We start from the raw sequence: 22,959 nt of genomic DNA on the forward strand, positions 1-22,959 counted from the left end.
TCGTATCTCCTTCAAAAAAATATAACGTGACTTCTCTTTTGGAATCTTTCTCAAGGATTCATAAGAAATTATGAAGGAAATTATGTTTTACATCAGGCACCTACGACACAGCATCAAAATCAAGCTCGTGTCGTAGGGCTGTGTTTTATTGAGTTAGCATGAGTGGCGCGATTTGAATTTGATAAATGGTTAATAGTTTTTCCCACAAAGCTGCATTTAATCTGTATTCGATACAATGCTTTATTAATTCGGATATTAATTTTTTTACATTAGAGTGATTTTTCGCCCTATCATATTCTTGGCAATAATACTCTAGCGTTTTATCTGTTGGCTCAGAGCTTTCAATAAGAGGTGTTGTGACAATTTCTAAAAAAGACTTTAATTCACTACGTTGATAGTATTGGTTTGGGGAAACCAATCCTAATGATTCAGCGATGAATAGCAATTCAAAATAGCATTGTCTTATAAGTGAATTTGTACTGTATGGAGATCCATTTTTGCGATTTAAGTTTTTCGAAAATTGGATTATATCGTTCCTTGTGCCAAATAGGGCAAAAGGTCTACCGCTCTGCTCAAAGAGACTAATATCTTGATCCAACATTTCTTGAAGAATTTCGTCTTGAAGAGAAATTAATTTGTTAATCTTCTTTTTTATTTTTTTAAAACCGATCTTACTACTCATTTTTATCAAGACTTGGTAATAATACCACGTGTTATTGATTATGTTCACATGCTCCATTGAAATTTCATGCTTAATTAAATCACATAACTGTAGGTAAATTGGCACCAGTAATAAGCTGTTCGGATTAATTTTAACATCTGTGTTTAATGTACGATTTATCATTTGTTTTGCTCGCGCAGGATCTTCGTAAAGTTCGGTCATTATAATTTCTCCGCCAGTTGATTTATCATGGATTGGTCGTTGTCATTACACAGTAACCAATTGCTATACCATTCCATAAGCAGTCTGCGCTCTTGTTTAAAGTCAGCTCGTAAATATACCCCACGCACACCTTGAACCTTATGAGCTAACTGTGCTTCTATAGCATCACTTCTGAAATGTCCTTGCTCATGTAAAACAGTTGAAGCCAACGCTCTAAATCCATGTAATGTATGAAGATCTTTATAACCATTGTTGTGTAACAGTTTGCGTGCGCTGGTCTCGCTAATTGGTTGCGGTATTTTTGCTGAGGGTGAATTAAATAGATAGGGTGTAAAACCAGTAACCAATCGCAATTCTTTAAGTAATTCTAATACCCTTGGTGATAGAGGCACCCAGTGTGCGGCTGCCATTTTCATACGTTCGGCTGGTATATGCCATTCAGCTTGCTGCAAATTAAATTCAGACCATTGAGCAAGCCGTAATTCCGATGGTCTTGTAAATAAGTGGGCCAGTAGCTCAGTATATATTTTGATTATTTTTCTGCCGGGAGTATTTTTAATTATGGCTAGCATTTTATGTGCTTCATCTGGATGTATTGCTGGTTGATTGATTACACGCGGCTTGGGAGCAAGCGCTTTTTTCAAACCAATGAAAGGGTAGTTATCTGTGAGTGATGCACCAACAGCAAATGAAAAAATCGCTTCTAATCTATCGTGTAAACGGTGAGTTACTTCATGATGACCTTGTATTTCATGAGGTTGAATGATTTTTAAAAGCTCTGCTTTAGTGACTTCATCGATGGGTTTATCACCTATGAATGGATAAATATCACGAGTAAGGCTTTTGTAGTGGCGATTGCTTGTAACCGGTTTCCATCGATGCGTGTTTTTTTGATGCCATTGTTCTGCTACTTCACGAAAGGTGAGTTTGCTTTGCTCACTAATCACGCCTTTCCTGGGATCAATTCCTTTATTGAGTAGGTCACGATGTGAGGTTGCTTTGCTTCGAGCATCTGCCACACTTAGGCTTGGATAATTGCCTAAGGTGATTGTCTGCGGTTTCTTTTCCCATTGGAAGCGAAAAAGGAAGACCTTTTTTCCACTTGGTCTTATTTCCAATACTAATCCATCCCGATCAGCATGGCGTTTGCCGTCTTCTATCTTTAATGATCTGACTTTTGCATCTGAAAGCATTTGTAATTCCCTCAACTAAGCAGCATCTTTGGATAGAGAAGGGATAAAAAATCTTACCCAAGATCTTACCCAAAGTGCTTGCAGTTATATACGAAAAATAACGAATAGTTGAGAAAGATTTGAGAGAGAGAAGTCAGTATTATTTTAATAATAATCAATACATTACGTACGTTTGCGAACCATTAAGGATTGTTGTAAAATCTATCAATGGTACCGAGAAGAGGACTCGAACCTCCACGGGGTTGCCCCCACTAGCACCTGAAGCTAGCGTGTCTACCAATTCCACCACCTCGGCAATCAGCTGGCTAACATACTTAAGATTTGCCTAGCTGTCAACATTTAAGTATGTTGCGCCTTGAGACCCGACCTATGGCCTATTTAGAACTTAGGATGATAGGAGCGCCTTCCTCTCGAACCTCGATGGAGCCTGAAACCTTTCCTACCTGTTCTTTAATTTTTGCCAAATCAGTATGTGCTTTCTCTGCAGCACCTGCCACTTCTGACTCGGTTGGACTAGCAAAGAATTGAGCTTGGTAAGTTTTTGGTGGGGTGGGTGTTCTTACCCAAGTGGGTAGCAAAGAAGCTAGTGACTCAAGAAGATTGATAAGGCCTTCGATGAGGGGTTTGAAAAAAGACTCCACAGGATTGAGTTGAGTTAGCTGACGCAGGTTATTTTCACTGAGATCAGTTTGCATGGTGCTTATGCATTGAGTGATAAAGGTGTTTTTATTGTCAGTGTGCAAATTGAGGTATTGATGTAAGCGATCATTTAGATGCTTGGCCGCATTATCAAGAATATCTTGGGTTTTCTCCGTTTTATCGGTTATTTGTGCTCTACTTTTATTGATAGTGGCTATCATCTCGCGAACTATTTTAACTTCGTCTGAATCCGCTCTCTTGGTTACTTCCAAGGTCGCTGAGGTTAACGAGTTACTGTGTTCGAGCACATCCCTTTTTAAAGTATCGAGTTGTCGCTGTGCTGAATCTAAATCATAAACAAGGACAGGGCCATCTAAATGTTCGATATCAACTTGGGACGGTTGAGGTATTCTACCTAAACGGCCACTTAAATTATTATGGGCTTCTTGTATAACTCGTAAGTCCACTGCTTCGCTTGAACCACAAGCGCGTGATACTTCATCGTTATACGTACGCATCTTACGAGAGGCATCACCTAACAAAGCGCGAACTTTTTTCCAATCATCTGAAAAACGGTTATTTACTGAAGCAACGCCTTTCTCTAATTGCGTTTTTAGGCCAATTAATGTCTTCTTACGGGCTTCCGCATTCATTTCTATTTCAAATGGTGAATTATCAGAAAATTTGTCGATCACTCTTTTGCTTTCAGATTTTACTGTTTCAAGATCAAAAGGAATTTTGATGTCCTTGTATTGAGAGATTTTGCCCATACCAGCAATTAATACTTCTATCTCCCCCAGTAAAGAGTTGATGTCTCTGGTTTCCTGTATGATAAGTGCTTCTTTTTTCTTGATAAGCTCCTCTCTCCTTTTTTTTGCGGCCTCTATCTGTTGCTGTATTTCTGCTATCAGCTTAATAAGGTCGCCTCTAATCCCCTCTAGCTCTTGGAAGGCTTCTCCCACTGCTTCAATTTTTCCTTGAAGTTTTTCACTTTCTTGGAGTTTGGTGTCTTTGGGATTAGACAATGCTTCAAATTTATCATTCTTCGCTTTAGCAATTTCAACAAAACGGTTTAAGAGCTCATCGTATTTTTCCAGCAAATTAGTAAATCTCGGATTCTCAAGCAATTGAGGCCTTAGTAATTCAATCGGATTTTCAACAGACGAGGTTGATCGCATTTTAGGGGATGGATTAGAAGGCCTTTCACTGGTAAAGATATTTTGTATGGATTTCAATCCTTCCATCGTTTTTTCCCATAATTTTCCTGGGTCTAAAGTATTTTCTGTTTGCTTAACAGGCTCTTTCAATAATTTGCGTGTGCGATTAAAATGTCTGGCTATACGTATTATTTCATCAGCAAGTGGCTTGTACTCCTTGTCTTTTTTCTCCAGCTCAGCCGTTAACTCAAGCACAGCCTTTCTTCCGGTTCTTTTTTCTTGTGGCTCATTTGCTCCGGTTAATGGTGGAGAGGTGACTGCACTCTCTTCTTGAGCTGCAGCGGCATTGGAGCCGATGGAAGGATTTTCGATATCCACTTTTTTTCTTGGCGGTACAGTGGGTGGAATTTCTTCTTCACGAGGAGCCGCAGCAAGGGTTTCGGGTGTTTTTGCTACAGGAGATTTTTTAACTTGCGCGGCGTCCTTTTCTCTAAGTCCACTAAGCTCTGCAAGCCTAATATTGATGTTTTCAGTGGTTGCGCCGATACGGACTTGAACGTGAGTGATTTGCTCGAGGTATTCTTCCGCTTTTTCGACCATGACCTCAAGGACTCTGCTTTTGGTGATTTTTCCTTTTTCTACCATCCCATTATAGAGTTTTTTATCTTGTGGTTTGTATTTCTCCCAAGCTTCATTAAGTTTTTGCACATCCATGGGCGTGGCAGTCGCTGTCTCAGGTAAAAACTGACGACTAAGATGAGAGAAATCTTCAACGAATTGGTTATACTCCCTTACTTGCCGGTTACTTTCTGCGTTTAATTCTTTAATTTCCTTTAGTCGTTCGTGGATATAAGGATCTGAGGAGAGCTCGCCTTCCTTCAATCCTTTCTCTTTTTCTTCGGCGACAAGTTCTTCTTCTTTATGCTCAGCTTGTTTAAGCAACATTACAAGCGTTTGCTCTTTTTCTTTAATTTGTGCAAAAACCTGCTTGTATTTTTCTTTTAACTCACCGGGAGTTTTTCTTGTTTGCAGTTCGTCAATTACGTTTCCGCTCAGTTTAGCCTTTTGTAACTCTTTCAGTGATTCAGGATCAATTCCTGTTTTTTTAAATTCGCTAACTGCTTCTTGGCTAAGTTCAGACCAGGTTTGTATTTGTGTAAGCGTTTCTCTGCTAACCCCCACTTTTTGAAATTCACCAATGGTTTCTAAGCTTAGTGCCGCCATTTTTCTTAACTCTTCGAGCGTTTCTTTGCTGGCCGCTTTTTGCTGGTACGCTGAAAGGTTTTCTTGGGATAAATAGCCAGGTGGTAGATCCTGTTCTTTTTCAATAGCTCGTTTTATTTCCTCTAGATGTTCAAATTCTTCTTTTATTTTTTTCAGCTCTTTGAGTGCTCCAATACTAAGCTTCGTTTCATATAATTCTTTAACAGCCTTTTTGCTGACTTTAATGTCTTGAAATGCATGAATTGTTTTTTCGCTGAGGGTGGTTAAACTGGTTACTACGCTAAGTCCCATCCCTTTCTGTTGAAAGGCTTGAATACTTTTTTCTGGAACGCCTGCCATTTTTAATTGTTCCAGAGCATCAGTGCTGTATTTTCGGGCTACGGGTTCTTCAATTTGTGCTTCCCTGACCCGTTTCTTCCGTTTTTTGGTAGTATTTGCCTGCTTCGATGGGGTTTCCTTATCGGCACTTTCTGCAACAGGTTGAGCCACAGGGTATGGACCATAGGTTGCATCCATTAGGCGGCGATATTCTTTCACTAAGCTAATCATGCCGGCGGTGGGGTAAACTTTGTTAGTGCTTTCTTCTAGCTGATGAAGGTATTTTTGAAGTGTTTCGCTATAAGCGGTTGCACTGGCTTGTACTTCGACTTTTTCCGGCATGAGCAATTCAGAAAATGCGTCTGTCATTTTATCTTTTGCTTTAACCAGACCACTAACCAAACCAGTAAACATTTTTTCTGCTACTGAGGGCTTGGTTGGATTTGCTGAAGGATCATCAAGGAATGGCGACGGAGCTAAGCTTTCGATCATTCCTTCAAGGAGTGCTATTTGTATTTCTTTTTTAATGAAACCAAATTCCTTTGTTACTTGCTCTAAAAGGCTGAGATCACTAGTTCCTTTTATTTGTTCAATGTACTTACTGATATCTTTTGCAGACTTATCACGCACGATTACATGACGAGGATCCGTACTAAGGATGTAAGAATGAGTGGCGAGTAAAGAGGAAACCTGCTCTAAATCTTGTAATAGCTTATTTTTCTTTTCTTCTGCGGTGGCTTTCAAGGCGGCTGGTTTAGTTTCCCTAACGGCCGGCGATGCTTTCTCAACTCCTGATGTAATTACTGAGCCGACTGGTTGAACTTTTGCGGCACCTGATTGATCATCAATGGTGGCCGTTTTCGTGGCGGTTGGTTTTACCTCTGTCACTGAGGGTTGTTTGGTAACAGAGGGGTTCACTGAATCTTGAGAAGGTAAACGGTTTTTTTCCTCACGTAATTTTTGAAGATGCTGGTGAAACTCGTTTACTAACTTGACGAAGTCGGTATGAAGAATGGCTCTAATTTGGGACTCTTGATGAGAAGATTGAGCCGAGCTAGTAGACTCTTTCAACGCTTGCTGAGCTTGTTTTAGTTTTTCCAAAAATAGAGACACCTCGCTGGGCGCGGTGACTTGAGACTTAATGGTTGAAAAAAGATTATTAAAGAGTCCGGTTGATTGGGTGTCGGTTTGTGCTGTTAAGGCAGAGAGTCGGGTAATCATTGCATTGATCAATGCTTCTTGAACCAATTTTTTCACTAAATCAAATTCTCTTTTTTTTGATTCGAGAATTTTAAGATCATCTGTGTTTTGGACCTCAGTAATCAATTGTTGAATATCTTTCAAAGAAGGATCGCGAATGGATTTGCGATCTTCTTGGATAAAAATAGGAAAAGCTGAATTAAGGTTAGATGAATCACCAATCAAAGAATAAAACCCGTTCATCTGGTAAAGTAAAGTAGCTTTTACCATAACAGGGAGTTTCCAGAGGTCGTTGACTTGCTGTGCGATAAGACTCAGTTCTTCTGAACTAGCCGTTTCTGTTACTTTACTAGCCAGATTTATACGCACAGCTCGTATCGTGGATCTTTCCCCTTCATCGGAAATAAGGGGCTCTAAGGCTTGAATCCTCTTTAGGCTTCTAGTAATCTTCTCTTTCATAATATATACCTGCCATTATCAAAATCCATTTTGAACTTGCTTCCGTAACCTTATATATAAAGTTTATAGACTTAAAATTAGGAGAATATTAAGTAGTTCTAATTTTGAACATTTCTTTTGTAAAGAAATTGCAAACCTGTCGGCAATGGCTTAATTTAAATAGCGTTTTACAGAGGCCTAAGGACAAGAATTTTAAGTTTTAATTTTGAGTGCACTCATTTGAAAGTTTGGCATTGACGAAATAGGGAGGCCATGAAAATTCTGAAATTGCTTGAAAAAACAATCAATTACTTCTTTGCGTTTTGGCCCAGAAAAATTCCTCAAAACTTTAAGATTTCCAAAACACATCTTATCGCTCATCGTGGCGCACACAGCAAAAAACAACGTATTATCGAAAACACCGAGGCGGCTTTTTCTGCGGCACTTGCTCTAGGTTGCTGGGGAATTGAGTTTGATGTTCATGCGACTGCTGATGGCGTGTTGGTGGTTAACCATGACCCTACTCTAAAGCGACTTTGGGGTAAGGAGGTTGCCATTAAGGAATTGACTTTTAAAAAACTGAGGGCTTTGGTACCGGAGATATTGAGTCTTGCAGAGGTCGTTGAGCGCTATGGCAAACGCCTCCATTTATTTGTTGAATTAAAAGTCCCTTTTAATGCGGAAGCCAGTCTTTATCATGATCTGCGTACACTCACTCCTTGTGTCGATTATCATTTGTTAAGTCTTCATGAATCAGTGTTTGCTTCACTGACATTATTCCCCCCTGAGGTTATGCTATTAGTGGCTGTACATAACAATGTCACTCAATTTGTGCGCCTTTGCTTGCAGAAACAATACGGCGGTGTTTTAGGCCATTATCTTTTATTTGATAATCAAAAAATTAAAACGCTGAAGTCAGCAAAAAAACAAGTGGGTGTTGGTATGGTTGACTCTAAATTTAGTTTGCACAGGGAGTTAAATCGAGAATTAAAATGGATTTTCAGTGACAATGTGGCGCCATTGACTCGGTATTTAAAAGAACTGCAGTAATTTGGTAAGGAAGAGAGCTGTTGTCGCCCCGAATGTGGTGGGGGATCTCCTTGGGGGGTTAGTGCCAAGAGTCGGGAGGTTCTTCGCGTTGCTCAGGATGACGGTGGTATTGTCGTCCTGAGCGAAGCGAAGGGTCTCCTTGATGGGAGCTACTGCCAAGAGTTGGGAGGTCCCTCGCTCTTGCTCGGGATGACGGTGGTATTGTCGTCCTGAGCGAAGCGAAGGGTCTCCTTGATGGGGTTATTGCCAAGAGTTGGGAGGTCCTTCGCGTTGCTCAGGATGACGGTTGTGTTGTCGTCCTGAGCGAAGCGAAGGATCTCCTTGGTGGGGTTATTGCCAAGAGTTGGGAGGTTCTTCGCGTTGCTCAGGATGACAGGTTGTTGTCGTCCCGAACGTGGTGAGGAATCTCCTAATTCTTGGCAATGAGCTTTAATAACCTAGGGATTTACCATTTCCTCCGGTTTAACAAACTCATTAAATTGCTCAGCGGTTAGGAAACCTAACTTAACGGCTGCTTCTTGCAAAGAAATATTTTCATGATGAGCCGTCTTAGCAATTTTAGCGGCTTTATCATAACCAATATGCTGATTAAGCGCAGTCACTAACATTAGAGAATGATGCAAGTAATAATCAATGACGGTGCGATTGGCTTCTAGACCCTCAACGCAAAATTCTTGGAATGAATGGCAAGTATCCGCTAAGAGATTTAAGGAATGTAAAACATTAAAAATGATAACGGGTTTAAAAACGTTAAGCTCAAAATTACCTTGGCTGGCCGCAATAGCTACCGCTGTATCATTACCAATAACCTGCGCGCACACCATCGTCATCGCTTCACATTGTGTGGGATTGACTTTACCTGGCATGATGGATGAGCCTGGTTCGTTTTCAGGCAGGATTAATTCACCAATGCCGCAACGGGGGCCTGAGCCAAGCCAGCGAACATCATTGGCAATTTTCATTAATGCGCAAGCTAATGCTTTGAATGCGCTATGAGCCATAACTAAAGGCTCATGCGAGGCCAACGCTGCGAATTTATTAGGTGCTGAAGTGAAAGGAAGTTGAGTAATAGCAGCAATATGAGCCGATGCTTTGACGGCAAATTGAGGGTGCGTATTTAATCCGGTACCTACCGCGGTCCCCCCTAAAGCCAGTTCGTATAATTCAGGTAGCGTTTGTTCGATGCGCTGAATGCACGCCTCTAACTGTGCCACGTAACCTGAAAACTCTTGGCCCAAGGTGAGAGGGACCGCATCTTGTAAGTGAGTTCGGCCAATTTTCACAATGTCTTTAAAGGCGCGCATTTTTTCGGCTAGGGCCTCACGCAAATTGCGTACAGCAGGTAATAGTTTTGCATGGATAGCGATTGCAGCAGCGATATGCATGGCTGTGGGGAATGTATCGTTAGAAGATTGTGACATATTGACATGATCATTGGGATGAACCGGTGCTTTACTTCCCATTGTGCCATTAGCCATTTCAATGGCGCGATTGGAAATGACCTCGTTCGCATTCATATTTGACTGAGTGCCGCTCCCTGTTTGCCAAACATGTAAGGGAAAATGGTCATCCAATTTGCCCGAACAGACCTCTTCAGCCGCTTTAATAATTAGGTCAGCCTTATCTTGAGGGAGTTTGCCTAATTCAAGGTTCGTTAAAGCAGCGGCTTTTTTTAATATGCCAAACGCATGAGTGACTTCTCGGGGCATGATATCGCGACCAATATTAAAATGATGGAGTGAGCGCTCGGTTTGTGCTCCCCAATAACGGTCAGCAGAAACGGCGATCTCACCCATGCTGTCTGTTTCAATGCGAGTTTTACCCATAATGCTTCATCCTCTATAAAAATAAAGCGCTAAAATAGCACCAAGATTTTTTGTCGTATAGTAAAATTAAACTCTAATTCATTTTAGTGAGTTACTCGTGAGAGAAACCCGTATTTTTCAGGCCGGTCCTTATCAACTTGGTCAAACTATAGAGCTATCACCCGAGGCTGGTCAACATGTGGGCGTTGTTTTGCGGATGCAGCCAGGTGATAAAATTACTTTATTCTGCGGTGATAATCGAGAATTCGAGGCTTCTTTGGTTGCTGCTCACAAGAAAAAAGTCAGTGTCAAAATCATTGCTGAACGAGAGATCAGTAGAGAATCACCGCGAATTATTCATTTGGCACAAGCGGTTTCAAAAGGTGAGCGAATGGAGTTTGTCATGCAAAAAGCAGTGGAATTGGGGGTGGCAAGCATAACACCCCTGATTAGCGCACGTTCGGTTGTTAAATTAGATCAAACACGAATGGAAAAGAAGCTTAACACTTGGCAATCGATTGTTATCGCTGCTTGCGAGCAGTCCGGAAGGAATCAAGTTCCTCCGGTGCGGGTTGCTTTAACCCTGGGAGAGTATTTGCGTACTCACAAGGGGCAATTAAAGTTTGTGCTCGATCCCAAAGGAGCGAATACCTGGCGAGATTATCATTTTGCTCAAGCTGAACTTACTCTACTCATTGGCCCTGAGGGCGGTTTTAGTCAGGAGGAACTTAAGCAAATTTTCTCTGCAGATTTTAAACCCTTGTGCCTCGGACCTAGAGTATTGCGTACTGAGACGGCGGCAATTGCTGCGCTCAGTGTGTTGCAAGCTGTCTGTGGTGATCTATAATGTTCAAGGTCTCCTTAACTTAATTAATCGAGGTTTTACTCATGAGTGCGAATATAAAGACAATAACTGACTCTAGTTTTGAGCAGGAAGTATTGAATTCAGGCAAGCCGGTGTTGGTTGATTTTTGGGCTGAATGGTGTGGTCCATGTCGTGCATTAACGCCTATTTTGGAAGAAGTAGCTGCTAACCATAGTGACAATGTCGTCTTTGCAAAAATTAACATCGACGAAAACCCACAAACACCTTCTAAATATGGTGTCATGAGTATCCCTACCCTTATTCTGTTTAAGAACGGTCAAGTAGAAGCGATCAAAATGGGCCTACTTTCTAAATCCCAATTAAGTGCCTTTGTTGAAAGCAATGTATAAAAATGTATAAATTGTATTCGGTTTTTTCTCTTTTCAGCTTATAATAAGAGCTGAAGAGAGAAAAATTAGTGGATCTCTTGAAAAAGCTGTGTTAGGCTGTTGTCTCAAATGTGTAGTCACTTTCTCAATTTGCCATTTCAAATTGCCCAATTCGCTGTACAACTGGGATTTTATCAAACTCACTCGTTGATGACAGTTGTCCTGATAGGTAATAAGGCTGGAAAATTTTGAGAGGCCGATCTACTACGTGGACAGTGGCTTTCTAACCTGTCCTTCCAATAGTTAATTATCCCGGAAAATTTCATTTCGTTTAACCAACACATCAAGTGAGAAGTATGAATCTTAGTGAACTTAAGCAATTGCCCATTGCCGAACTCGTCAATATCGCACAAGAAATGGGGGCTGAAAATACTGCCCGTATGCGCAAGCAAGATATTCTTTTTGCTATCCTCAAAGCTCATTCACACAAGGGTGAAGATATTCTTGGTGGGGGTGTTTTGGAGGTATTGACCGACGGTTTCGGTTTCTTGCGTTCTGAAGACGGATCTTATCAAGCAGGTCCTGATGATATTTACGTTTCGCCAAGTCAAATTCGACGTTTTGGTTTGCGTACAGGCGATACCATCACCGGTAAAATTCGTCCCCCAAAAGACAATGAGCGTTATTTCGCTTTATTAAAGGTTGATCAAATTAACTTTGATTCACCGGAAAGCGCAAAGCGCAAGATTTTATTTGAAAACCTTACTCCTTTATTTGCAACCGAACGTCTAGTCATGGAACAAGGGAATGGCAGTACAGAGGACTTAACTGCTCGAGTTGTCGATTTGTGCGCACCTTTCGGCCGAGGTCAACGTGGTCTTATTGTTTCTCCACCGAAAGCGGGTAAAACCTTGATGTTACAAAACATTGCTCATTCCATTGAGAAAAATTACCCCGAGTGTTACCTGATTGTTTTATTGATTGACGAGCGTCCTGAAGAAGTGACTGAAATGCAGCGCTCTGTCAAAGGTGAAGTCGTGGCAAGTACTTTTGATGAGCCTGCTAACCGCCATGTACAAGTTGCGGAAATGGTCATTGAAAAGGCGAAGCGGCTGGTTGAGCATAAGCGAGATGTGGTTGTCCTTCTGGATTCTATTACCCGGTTGGCACGCGCTTACAACACCGTGGTTCCCTCTTCTGGAAAAGTGCTGACAGGAGGGGTGGATGCCAATGCCTTGCAAAGGCCTAAACGCCTTTATGGTGCTGCGCGTAATATCGAAGAAGGTGGCAGTTTAACCATTATTGCTACGGCCCTTGTGGATACTGGCTCTAAGATGGACGAGGTCATTTACGAAGAATTTAAGGGAACCGGTAACATGGAAATCCACTTAAGTCGTAGCATTTCTGAACGTCGAGTCTTCCCTGCGATTAATATCAATCGCTCAGGTACTCGCCGAGAAGATCTTCTACTCAGCCCAGAAGAGTTGCACCGCACTTGGATTCTTCGCAAAATTCTACAGTCTATGGATGAATGCGATGCTATTGAGTTCTTACTCGAGCGTATGAAGAATCATAAGACGAATGCCGAGTTTTTTGAGGCAATGAAGCGGCAGGAATAAGGAAATTTATTCGTAATTATCGAAAGATAAATGCTGAACCATTAATCAGCGTAATGTTTCTGCACGGACAAAAAAGATTCTCTTATTCCTACGTCCTGCGTTTGTCTGTGGAACGTAGGAAGTGCGAGAGTTTAGCCATTTACCTGAATCGCAGGACAGTATTGGTGAGAGATGCCCTGATAGTTTTCAGTGCTGTCCTGTGCAGAGAGCGTAACTATTTTTCTTAGATCTATTCATGAAATATGCTGACTTACGTGATTTTATCATTCAATTAGAAGCGCGAGGATTATTAAAGCGCATTACTTACCCGGTTTCTCCTCATCTCGAAATGACAGCAGTGAGTGACAGGGTATTGCGTGCAGGCGGTCCTGCTTTACTTTTTACTCATCCTCAATCTGCTTCTATGCCTGTACTGACCAATTTATTCGGTACCGTTGAGCGCGTAGCACTGGGCATGGGTGAAGAAACTATCCAGGCACTCCGTGAAGTGGGTAAATTGCTTGCGGCGCTAAAAGAACCCGAACCGCCAAAAGGGTTTAAAGATGCTTTTTCAAAATTGCCTTTACTTAAGCAAGCACTGAATATGGCTCCCAAATATGTGAACGATGCCGCTTGCCAAAAATACGTTTGGGAAAAGGAAGAGGTTGATTTAACTCGCTTACCTGTCCAAACCTGTTGGCCAGGGGATGCAGCCCCTCTTATCACCTGGGGTTTGGTAACGACTAAGGGCCCGCATCAATCGCGGGAAAATATGGGAATATATCGACAACAGCTGCTCAGCAAAAACAAGCTCATCATGCGTTGGCTATCCCATCGCGGTGGGGCTTTGGATTACCAAGCTTGGCAACAAGAATACCCAGGAGAGCGCTTTCCACTTGCGGTGACTTTAGGGGCGGATCCAGCCACACTGCTAGCCGCAGTAACTCCTGTTCCAGATACACTCTCTGAGTATGCGTTTGCGGGTCTATTGCGTGGACAACGAACGCTGTTGACACGATGCTTGGGCAGCGATCTGCATGTCCCAGCAAGTGCCGAAATTATTTTAGAAGGGTATATTGCCCCAGGGGAGGAAGCCCCAGAAGGCCCTTTTGGTGACCACACAGGTTATTATAACGAAGTGCAAACTTTTCCAGTCTTCACGGTTGAGCGACTTACTCATCGCGAGCAACCTATTTATCACAGCACTTACACTGGGCGTCCACCTGATGAACCCGCTATTTTGGGGGTGGCGCTTAATGAGGTATTTATCCCTTTACTGCAAAAGCAATTTCCAGAAATTATTGATTTTTATTTACCACCAGAGGGATGCTCTTACCGTTTAGCAGTAGTAACCATTAAAAAGCAATACCCGGGTCACGCAAAGCGGATTATGATGGCCGTTTGGTCTTTCTTAAGGCAATTCATGTACACAAAATTTGTTATCGTCTGCGATGAAGATGTGGATGCGCGCAATTGGCAAGATGTGATTTGGGCCATAACCACGCGCATGGATCCACTGCGAGATACCGTATTGATTGACAATACACCGATTGATTATCTTGATTTTGCTTCGCCTGTTTCAGGACTTGGTTCAAAAATGGGGATGGATGCTACCTCAAAATGGCCAGGTGAAACTCAAAGGGAATGGGGAAAAGCAATTACCATGGATGAAGAAATCTTGCAAAGAATCAATCAGTATTGGTCCCAACTTGGGTTAGATGCATGAAGATACAAAAAGTTCGAGCCCAAGTAGAGAGCGTTGTTCCGCTCACTGATAGTATTCTGCAGCTCATCCTTACACCCGAACGCTTTATTGACTATCAGGCCGGACAATACCTGGAAATTCTTTCAGCAGGTGAAGCGTTAAGCTATTCAATAGCAAATGCCCCTTTGGGTTCGCATAAGTATGAATTGCACATTCGTCATAGCCCAGATAATGTGTACAATCAGCAATTGCTTGCTGAAATTAAACAATCAGGTGTCGTTACCATTCACTTGCCATTTGGTGATTGCTATCTCAATAAATTAGATGCGAACAAACCGATTTTATTTATTGCCGGAGGTACTGGATTTGCACCGATCAAGGCAATGATAGAGCAGTTATTAGCAACAAGTGATAAGCGTTTTTTTGAACTCTTTTGGGGGGCACGATCCCAAAGTGATTTATACATGAACGAGACAGTAAGTCGTTGGCAATCGCATGTTGCGCAGTTCCGTTATTTTTCTCTTTTGTCGAATAGTTCAAAAGACACTTTAGCCTCCATCGTGCTTGAGCAACATCATTTGGATCTGAAAAAATGGCAATTTGTCATTGGCGGCCCTTTCGATATGGTTTACGCCACAAGAGATGCTTTAATTGCCCAAGGGGTATCGCCAAAACAATTATTTTCAGATGCATTTAGTTTTGAAAAAAAGGAGATTAAATGATGGAAACGTTGTACCAAATACTCGGACTTATTGCTGCAGGCCTTATTGTTTGGCTATTGTATCGTTCTATAAAAGGTAGACCGGATCAATTCAGTCGTGAGAACCTGAGTAAAAGTTTCACAACCATGGGATTTTTAGGGCTTATCTTAATTGGTTTTATCGCATTTTTAGTGTTTATGCTACGTCATTCCTGATTAAATTTAGATTTAATGGCGACGTGTGATAGCCTGATATTTACCTTGGTGTTCATTAAGGTATTGCCTAATTTGCGGATTATCAATTCCAAGTCGACTGGGATCAGTTTTTAGAAAACACTCCTCGACATAAGTCATTTGATTGCTGCCATCCACCAGTAAACGATACCAGGGATTGCGAGTGGCAAATTCATGTTTATGTGCTTGGGGGTTATAGCGGCCTGATGCTTGAAAAAGAGGGTCGACATCGATGATAACGGCGCGATACCCTAAATTAATATGAATAACGCAATCGCCGACATTAAACTTTGCCATTTTTTTCATCATGGTCTCCTGGTTAACCCCCATTTTAATATCGGTAAATTTTGAAAAAGCTTGAATTTAACGAAGAATAATGATTTTGTGGCAGGTCGTGTAAAGGTCACTGGAATTGAAATTTATTTGACTACTATCGTGCTGTACGGCTAAAGAGATGGTCACATTTTATGGTCGTCTCTCAGTCACAAAGAGCATAGCATAGCCTTTTCGACTGGATAATATTCGTTTAGATGAATTGTATGGGTTAGATTTCTACTTCAAAACCAAAAATTTATGTTCCGGAATCCAGAGTACAATCCATTGGAATGTATTGAATCCCGCGCATAAAGCGCGGGAAGGAGCAAAGAGAAGATTGATGTTCAAAAATGAGATGCGTTTGCCCTAAGCACCTCATCCTCAGTCTAACGGATACCGCGGGCAGATTCTGTTAACCTTGGGGCTTACGTGTGAGATAGCGCATTGTATGCCAAGAGTTCTCTGCTACCGTATCGTAAAGTTTATCCACTTTCTTTATATCAAAAGGAATGTACATAGGACTGCTAAATCCTATTCCTAGGAAGATACAATCGAATTTTCCTTCTTCGACCAGGGATATCAGGTTGTTTCGATCCGATTCCAGAATAATTTCGGCAAGGCCCGGGCCTTTAAGTGGAGAGCCTAGCCCTGTTTCCAAATGGTAGATACCTTGTCTTTGCGCAAGAATCAAGCACTCGCGCTTTGAATGGGCATGCTTTTTAATAAAAGCAAGTTCATCAGGAATGGAGACACAATTACTGGTATTCCGTGAGCTGTATTGATGAAACAGATCGCGTGTCATTCGGGGTATTTGGGCAGCAAACTTAACACTACAGATTAGTAAGAAACTAACGGCAACAACAGGCAAGGCAATTTGAGCGAATGGTAAGCGACGCTCTTGGACCCCTTTAAGAACAGAGTCTGCAGTAATCGTGATGACTAAAATAGCAGGCCAACACACATTAACTAAATTATTTACATGCGACCGACCTTCGTAATAAACAAAAATGCCTACACCAAGTAAACACAGATATAAAATGATCTCTGCACGAATGCTTTCTTCTGCGCGCTTGAACCAGAGAGTTAATGTCAGAATTATCCCTAGCAAATAGATAGCCAAAACGGACATCCACGGATGAATTTGACGGGGTAGAGGTAACATCGCAAATCCCATGGTGTAGAAAAGCTTCTGGTAAGCAAATTGCCATTCCAAATTCAAGGGTTGTTGTGCTTTATACCACATCATGCCCAATAAAAAACCAATGACTGCTATTGCAATAATGACGTGTAATCCAATAGTCCCTAAGTATTGTTTAACGTAACCTGTGCGGTTTGCATTGCTTTTGAGGCATAAGACACAAAGTTGGGCGATAAGAAACGCAGGGAAAGCTAAAAATATAAATAAGCCTGTATCCGTATTCCAAAATATCCCAATAGCACTGACTAAAGAAACGAGGGCAGCTCGTAGGTATGTTTTGTTACGGCAGAAATAATAAAAAGCAAGAACAGATAATGCCGGCCAAAAAAAACGAATAGGCCAATACTGAAAATAACGGTCGTGCCATCCAGTAAAATGAATAATACTATCAAAAGTCACCAAAAGAAGGCTGAGGCCACCTAGAGTTAATAAGGTTGGGTTTTTAACCAACTTGGATAATACATAGAATAACCCCATCAGTGAAATAATCTGTAGAACAGCAAAGAATAAGGTTACATTTAAAAGACCTGCACCGACAAACTTAAAAATGGGTGCAATGAGTTCCGGATACAACCCATATTGAGTGGGTAAGTCTGCTAATAAGGTTTTTCCTGCCAATACTTGGCTTAAGCCATACAAAGCTGCATCCGCATGGACAACCCATTCACCAGAATTGGTTACCGAATTAATGTTGGTTACTCGCCACGAAAATAATTGAATCAACATAGCAACACTGAAGATGATCCAAGTGGCGATTTTTACTCTTGAAGAGGATTCCACCGGTGGTTGATTACGGATTCTAAGGCACCAAAGTACTGACAATCCAAGACTGACAAGTAATATAGTTGACTGCTTTTGCATAAAAAATTTCTTATTGAAGATAATCAGTTGCAAAAAATCAGAGTCGAGTAAAGGATAAAATAAAAGAAATGCAATCAATAAGGGAATGACATAGGAAAAAAGGTGCTGATTAATGACTTTATCAAAATACTCTTGATACTTAGCCAGGAATAAAGCAACTATCGGTAACAAGGTGACCAAAATAAGAAAAGTATTGCGCTCAACAGGCTCGGGGATAACCGCAGGGCGAAAATCACTCATAAATAGGTCAATATTGACAGGCGTGTTTTGAGGGAAAAGGTTGAGCAGATGAACTAAGGCAAAAACAGCCAATACGGCGATGCTTAAGGTGAGAATAAAAATGGCTTGTGTACGCAGAATGATCTGATGGTAATTTTTTTCCACTTCTACTCCTTTACAATCATTTTATAGTCTTTGTGTAATAGCTCACGCTCTCTTTATTTCTGGATCCCGTACTTGTCTGCGGGAGAAGAAGGAGCGATTACGTCTTTGTTATTTAATAATGGATTTAAACCATACCTTATAAGGCTGCGCTAGCCACCATTTTAAAGGCACATGCCCATTGTGCTTTTTTATAATTTTAATTGCTTCTTGATAATGCAGATGTCGATTATTTTTTGTTTTTGTCTGAGCGTGTTCTCGATTCACTGCTACAAATTCATCCAATAGCTGTAAAGGGCCAAAGGTCTTAAATAATCGCCACCATAAGTCATAATCCATCGCCATATGCAAGCTTTCATCCAATCCACCGACCGCCTCCCAAGCAGAGCGCCGGATGAGAGTAGCAGGTTGAGCAATGATACAGCGCAAGGCAAGCCGACGAGGACTAAAAGGCTCAACCCAGACTGCTTGAGAAGTCTTTTCTGTCTCAAGAAAATTCCAAGCTTTTCCATACACGGCGGGAGCAGAAGGATAAGCGTTCATCGTTTCTATAAGGCTTGCTAAACTTCCCGGAAGTAGCCAATCGTCGCTGTTTAACCAACAGACGAAATTGCCTTTACCTTTTGCAATCCCCTCATTAATTGCTGCCGATTGGCCGCGATCAGGATGGCTTCGCCAGCCTGCCAACCGATCTTCCCACTTGCGGATCACCTCAACAGAGTTATCGGTAGAGCCGCCGTCGAGAACGTAGACCTCGACAGGAATTTCTTGCATAAAAATGGAAGTGAGTGCCTTATCAAGAAAGCATCCTTGGTTGAAAGAAGGCACAGCAATAGTAATCAGCGGCTGATCGGACGCGAGATTTTTATTCATGGTAGTCATAAGCCGCAAATCCATGACGTTTAATGAGCTCATCACGTTTTGCAGCGTTTAAATCCCCTTGCATCATTTCTGTAACCAGCGATTTAAAACTGGTTTTCGGTACCCAGCCGAGCTTTTCTCTTGCTTTGGTGGCATCACCCAGTAAAGTGGCCACTTCTGAGGGACGAAAATAACGAGGGTCTACACGAACGATCACTCTTCCTTGTTGATCCATCCCTACTTCATCCACGCCTTGACCTTTCCAAGTGATCTTGAGATCAATTTCTGCAGCAGCTGTCTCAAGGAATTCGCGTACACTGTATTGCTCGCCTGTGGCAATGACAAAGTCTTCTGGCTCCTCTTGCTGCAGCATAAGCCATTGCATTTCGACATAATCGCGCGCATGGCCCCAATCCCGTAGCGCATCAAGATTGCCAAGATAGAGGCATTCTTGTAAACCAAGCTTAATTCTTGCCAAAGCACGCGTGATTTTTCGTGTGACGAACGTCTCTCCACGAAGCGGGCTTTCATGATTAAATAAGATACCGTTACAAGCATAAATCCCATAAGCTTCACGATAGTTAACTGTGATCCAATAGGCATATAACTTAGCGACTGCATAAGGGCTGCGAGGATAAAACGGAGTTGTCTCTTTTTGTGGGACTTCTCGTACTAAGCCATAAAGTTCGGAGGTGGATGCTTGATAGAATCGTGTTTTTTTCTCAAGCCCAAGGAGCCTTATTGCTTCTAATATCCGTAGAGTACCAATACCGTCGGCATTGGCAGTGTATTCAGGCGTTTCGAAGCTGACTGCTACGTGACTCATGGCAGCCAAATTGTATATTTCATCAGGTTGAACTTCTTGAATAATGCGAATGAGATTAGTTGAATCAGTCAAATCGCCATGATGCAGGATAAAATTGCGATTAGCGGTGTGCGGATCTTGATATAAATGATCAATTCGATCGGTATTAAATAAAGAGGCGCGGCGTTTGATACCATGTACAATATAATTTTTTTCCAGCAACAATTCAGCAAGATAAGTGCCATCTTGTCCTGTAACGCCTAAAATTAACGCTTTTTTCATTTTTTTCCTTGTGAATCATTTCAAGTTTCGGGAATTATATACTTTTCTTTCGGAACTGTAGAATTTTCATCGCTATTTCCGAGTATATTTTACACCCGCCCATATTTGTCTTGGAAACGGATTATATCATCCTCACCAAGATATTCGCCGCTTTGTACCTCGATTATGATTAAATCGATAACTCCTGGATTTTCCAATCGATGCTTATTGCCTGCAGGAATGTAAGTGGATTCGTTTGTATTTACAAAAAAAGCCTCTTCGCCATTAACAACTTTTGCCATTCCGCTGACAACAATCCAGTGCTCACTGCGATGATGATGCATCTGCAGGCTCAAACTTGCACCCGGCTTAACCTTGATTCGCTTTATTTTAAAACTAGCACCCTCTTCTAAAATCGTGTAGCTTCCCCATGGACGATGTACAGTGCGATGCAGCTTATGGGCATCGTGCCCTTGGATTTTCAACTGAGTATAAATGTGTTCAATATCTTGGGTGTAATATTTATTGGCAACCAGTAAAGCATCTGGTGTGTCGATAATCACCAGATCTTTAACACCAACAGCACCAACGAGGCGACTATCACTTTGAATATAACAATTAGTCACTTCATGCAATAATGCCTCAGCTTCTATGCAGTTGCCTTGTGCATCTGCGGCTACCAGCTCGCTGAAAGAACTCCATGAACCTATTGCTCTCCAACGAAGGTTGCAAGGAATAACACTGACCTGAGCTAGGTTTTCCGTCATGATATCTTCTATACTTTTTTCAGGAACAGCAGAGAAACTGTGAGGTTCAAGTTCAAGCCGAGTAAAATCTTTTCCTTCAACTTGCTGTGATTGGTCCATGGAAGCATTAACTGCTGATACAATATTTGGCCAGTATTTTTCCATGAATTGCAAAAATGTTCCAGCTTTAAATAAATAGATGCCTGAATTCCATAAAAAATGCTTTGCCGATAAATACGCTGAGGCTTGCTCTAAAGTGGGGTTTTTTATAAAGCGCAGGACTTTGTCAGCCTCAATTTCGATATACTCATGATGTGTATTCACATCCTCAGGCTTAATTCCGAGTACAACCAATTTTCCTTCAGTGGCGGGAATAAGTGCATCAGAAATGGCCTGCTGAAAGTCATCTTGATCGCTGATTAAATGATCGGCTCCTAATACCAGCATCAATGCTTCTGCGCCGTGATTTCTAGCAGTTTGTAGTGAGGCAGCAGTGATGGCTGCTGCTGTGTTGCGTTTAAAGGGTTCTAAAATAAATGAAGTTGAAATGTCAGTGCAATTAATTTCGTGGTATTCGTCTTCAATTTTAAAAAATAATTCGCGATTTGTTACCGTGAGTATCTCTTCGATTCCTGGTAGTTGTGCACAGCGTAAAAACGTTTTTTGCAACAGGCTATGTCCATCCTCTAGACGAATAAACGGTTTGGGATGTAATTCGCGTGAAACAGGCCAAAGACGCGTCCCTTCACCACCGCATAGAATTGTAGGAATCAAATACATGTACTCTCCCTAGTCTCTATTTTTGTTGTTATGGCATATTGCCTAATACTGCGCTCCAGCTGGTTAATGACGCCTTATACCCGTCAGTAGGCGAGTTTTAGCAGTTTTGTCGCAGTTTTTTATTCAGGTTGGTCAGATAAAAATAAAGACTTAACAAAAATTGCATTACTCATTTATGTGTCGTACTATCCGAACCATAAATCAGTTCGGCTCTTTTTATCACTCAATTAAGGGTAAGTAAATAGGGATTTGATTAATCTTTGCAAATAAGATGGAGTTCTAATGACGAGTTCGTTGACTTTTGAACGGTCACTGGCCAGCAAGAAAATACTCCTAACAGGACATACTGGATTTACAGGAGGGTGGGCCTGCTTATGGTTACAATCCATTGGTGCTGAAATTGCAGGTTATTCTTTACCACCGGATACCAATCCTTCTTTATTTACCGCTTTGGAATTGGCAGACTCAGTACCAACCACATTTGGTGATATCTGTGACTATCCAAGCTTTCTTACTGCAGTGGAAAATTTTCAGCCTGAAATCATTTTGCATCTCGCAGCACAGCCTTTAGTCCGCCGCTCCTATCAAGATCCAGTTCGTACCTTTGCTGTCAATGCGCAAGGTACCGCACATGTCCTGGAAGCGGCTCGCTCCGTCAAAAGTGTACGTGCCCTATTATGCATCACTACCGATAAAGTGTATAAGAATAATGAATGGCTATGGCCTTATCGGGAAGAAGACCCTTTAGGTGGAAAAGACCCTTACAGTGCTTCTAAAGCCGCTGCTGAAATGGTTATTCAAAGTTATGCAGCTTCTTATCCATGGCAAGAGAATAAGGGGCCTGCCATTGCGACTGCCAGAGGAGGAAATATTATTGGAGGAGGAGACTGGTCAGAAGATAGGCTAATTCCCGATTTTGTGCGTGCGGCAATAAACAATACGCCATTGACTTTACGCTATCCGCAGGCAACTCGCCCTTGGCAACATGTTTTGGCATTGGTTCATGGCTATCTTATGCTTCTAGCTGGTTTAATTTCTGAAAATCCGACCTCTTACACGCGTGCTTGGAATCTTGGCCCACAGGATCCGCAAGCGTATTCTGTAAGAGATGTGCTTGAACTTATGAGTCAACATTGGCAGCGTCCTGAATTGAATTACATGCAAAACCCCCTTCCCGAAGCCAATGCACTGGCATTAGATAGTACTATTGCGAGAAATCTGCTTAAATGGCACCCTGTGTGGGATACGCGACAAGTTATTGCTCAAACAGCCGCCTGGTATCGTGATTTTTATGCTAACCCTAAAGAGGCACGCGAGATAACACGAGGGCAAATAAATGCGTGGCGAAAAGGGATTCTTTCAGGAGCCACAATAAATGATGTGCTTCATGCATAAAAATTAGGAAGGATTGTT

Annotated in this window: 17 protein-coding genes and 1 tRNA gene; 8 read left to right on the forward strand and 10 right to left on the reverse strand. The window is 41.7% G+C overall.

All coding sequences use genetic code 11. The features are described 5' to 3' along the window. Positions 1 to 145: 145 nt before the first annotated feature. From B5D33_RS06325 to B5D33_RS06340, 4 genes are all read right to left on the reverse strand, one after another. Positions 146 to 883, reverse strand: a complete 738-nt coding sequence (locus tag B5D33_RS06325) for a hypothetical protein (RefSeq protein ID WP_058453660.1) — start codon at positions 881 to 883, stop codon at positions 146 to 148. Further along, positions 883 to 2,076 (reverse strand): tyrosine-type recombinase/integrase, encoded by a 1,194-nt coding sequence (locus B5D33_RS06330; RefSeq protein ID WP_058453661.1) that lies wholly within the window; start codon positions 2,074 to 2,076, stop codon positions 883 to 885. The genes B5D33_RS06325 and B5D33_RS06330 overlap by 1 nt, the downstream gene beginning before the upstream one ends. 208 nt (positions 2,077 to 2,284) lie before the next feature. Further along, positions 2,285 to 2,371: transfer RNA gene (locus B5D33_RS06335), tRNA-Leu, on the reverse strand. A 79-nt stretch (positions 2,372 to 2,450) separates the two neighbouring features. Next, positions 2,451 to 7,073: a hypothetical protein gene (locus B5D33_RS06340; protein WP_058453662.1), complete on the reverse strand. Its 4,623-nt coding sequence runs from the start codon at positions 7,071 to 7,073 to the stop codon at positions 2,451 to 2,453. 252 nt (positions 7,074 to 7,325) lie between these two features. On the opposite strand from B5D33_RS06340, the gene B5D33_RS06345 reads away from it, so the two are divergent. Then, positions 7,326 to 8,102, forward strand: a complete 777-nt coding sequence (locus tag B5D33_RS06345) for a glycerophosphodiester phosphodiesterase (RefSeq protein WP_058453663.1) — start codon at positions 7,326 to 7,328, stop codon at positions 8,100 to 8,102. Between the two features lie 437 nt (positions 8,103 to 8,539). Here the strand turns inward: B5D33_RS06345 and fumC are convergent, their stop codons facing one another. Next, on the reverse strand, positions 8,540 to 9,928 hold the full coding sequence (fumC, locus tag B5D33_RS06350) for a class II fumarate hydratase (protein WP_058453664.1): 1,389 nt from the start codon (positions 9,926 to 9,928) through the stop codon (positions 8,540 to 8,542). A 97-nt stretch (positions 9,929 to 10,025) separates the two neighbouring features. Here fumC and B5D33_RS06355 point away from each other — a divergent pair, with 97 nt between their 5' ends. From B5D33_RS06355 to B5D33_RS06380, 6 genes are all read left to right on the forward strand, one after another. Then, on the forward strand, positions 10,026 to 10,754 hold the full coding sequence (locus tag B5D33_RS06355; RefSeq protein ID WP_058453665.1) for a 16S rRNA (uracil(1498)-N(3))-methyltransferase: 729 nt from the start codon (positions 10,026 to 10,028) through the stop codon (positions 10,752 to 10,754). Between the two features lie 41 nt (positions 10,755 to 10,795). Continuing rightward, a complete protein-coding gene (gene trxA / locus B5D33_RS06360) occupies positions 10,796 to 11,122 on the forward strand; it encodes a thioredoxin (protein WP_058453666.1) in 327 nt (108 codons plus the stop codon). Positions 11,123 to 11,457: 335 nt separating this feature from the next. Beyond that, positions 11,458 to 12,720: a transcription termination factor Rho gene (rho, locus tag B5D33_RS06365; protein WP_058453667.1), complete on the forward strand. Its 1,263-nt coding sequence runs from the start codon at positions 11,458 to 11,460 to the stop codon at positions 12,718 to 12,720. A 235-nt stretch (positions 12,721 to 12,955) separates the two neighbouring features. Beyond that, positions 12,956 to 14,425, forward strand: coding sequence for a 4-hydroxy-3-polyprenylbenzoate decarboxylase (ubiD, locus tag B5D33_RS06370; RefSeq protein WP_058453668.1), 1,470 nt, complete (start codon positions 12,956 to 12,958; stop codon positions 14,423 to 14,425). Beyond that, entirely contained in the window at positions 14,422 to 15,126 is a 705-nt protein-coding gene (locus B5D33_RS06375) for an NAD(P)H-flavin reductase (protein WP_058453669.1), read from the forward strand. The genes ubiD and B5D33_RS06375 overlap by 4 nt, the downstream gene beginning before the upstream one ends. Further along, a complete protein-coding gene (locus B5D33_RS06380) occupies positions 15,126 to 15,320 on the forward strand; it encodes a hypothetical protein (protein ID WP_058453820.1) in 195 nt (64 codons plus the stop codon). Before B5D33_RS06375 ends, B5D33_RS06380 begins: the two co-directional genes overlap by 1 nt. Before the next feature lie 12 nt (positions 15,321 to 15,332). Here B5D33_RS06380 and hspQ read toward each other — a convergent pair whose 3' ends face one another. The 5 genes from hspQ to B5D33_RS06405 all read right to left on the reverse strand — a co-directional run bounded on the left by hspQ (position 15,333) and on the right by B5D33_RS06405 (position 21,546). Then, a complete protein-coding gene (hspQ, locus tag B5D33_RS06385) occupies positions 15,333 to 15,644 on the reverse strand; it encodes a heat shock protein HspQ (RefSeq protein WP_058453670.1) in 312 nt (103 codons plus the stop codon). A 421-nt stretch (positions 15,645 to 16,065) separates the two neighbouring features. Next, complete coding sequence (locus B5D33_RS06390) at positions 16,066 to 18,096, reverse strand: hypothetical protein (RefSeq protein ID WP_058453671.1); 2,031 nt, start codon at positions 18,094 to 18,096, stop codon at positions 16,066 to 16,068. A 108-nt stretch (positions 18,097 to 18,204) separates the two neighbouring features. Continuing rightward, positions 18,205 to 18,966, reverse strand: a complete 762-nt coding sequence (locus tag B5D33_RS06395) for a glycosyltransferase family 2 protein (protein WP_058453821.1) — start codon at positions 18,964 to 18,966, stop codon at positions 18,205 to 18,207. Continuing rightward, positions 18,959 to 20,041 (reverse strand): GDP-mannose 4,6-dehydratase, encoded by a 1,083-nt coding sequence (gmd, locus tag B5D33_RS06400; protein WP_058453672.1) that lies wholly within the window; start codon positions 20,039 to 20,041, stop codon positions 18,959 to 18,961. Before gmd ends, B5D33_RS06395 begins: the two co-directional genes overlap by 8 nt. An 89-nt stretch (positions 20,042 to 20,130) precedes the next feature. Then, positions 20,131 to 21,546, reverse strand: coding sequence for a mannose-1-phosphate guanylyltransferase/mannose-6-phosphate isomerase (locus B5D33_RS06405; RefSeq protein ID WP_058453673.1), 1,416 nt, complete (start codon positions 21,544 to 21,546; stop codon positions 20,131 to 20,133). A gap of 282 nt (positions 21,547 to 21,828) precedes the next feature. Between B5D33_RS06405 and rfbG the strand changes: the two genes are divergently transcribed. Further along, positions 21,829 to 22,941, forward strand: a complete 1,113-nt coding sequence (gene rfbG, locus B5D33_RS06410; RefSeq protein WP_058453674.1) for a CDP-glucose 4,6-dehydratase — start codon at positions 21,829 to 21,831, stop codon at positions 22,939 to 22,941. Positions 22,942 to 22,959: the final 18 nt, after the last annotated feature.

The sequence above is a fragment of the Legionella maceachernii genome, from assembly GCF_900167045.1.
GTDB classification, from domain to species: Bacteria; Pseudomonadota; Gammaproteobacteria; order Legionellales; family Legionellaceae; genus Tatlockia; species Tatlockia maceachernii.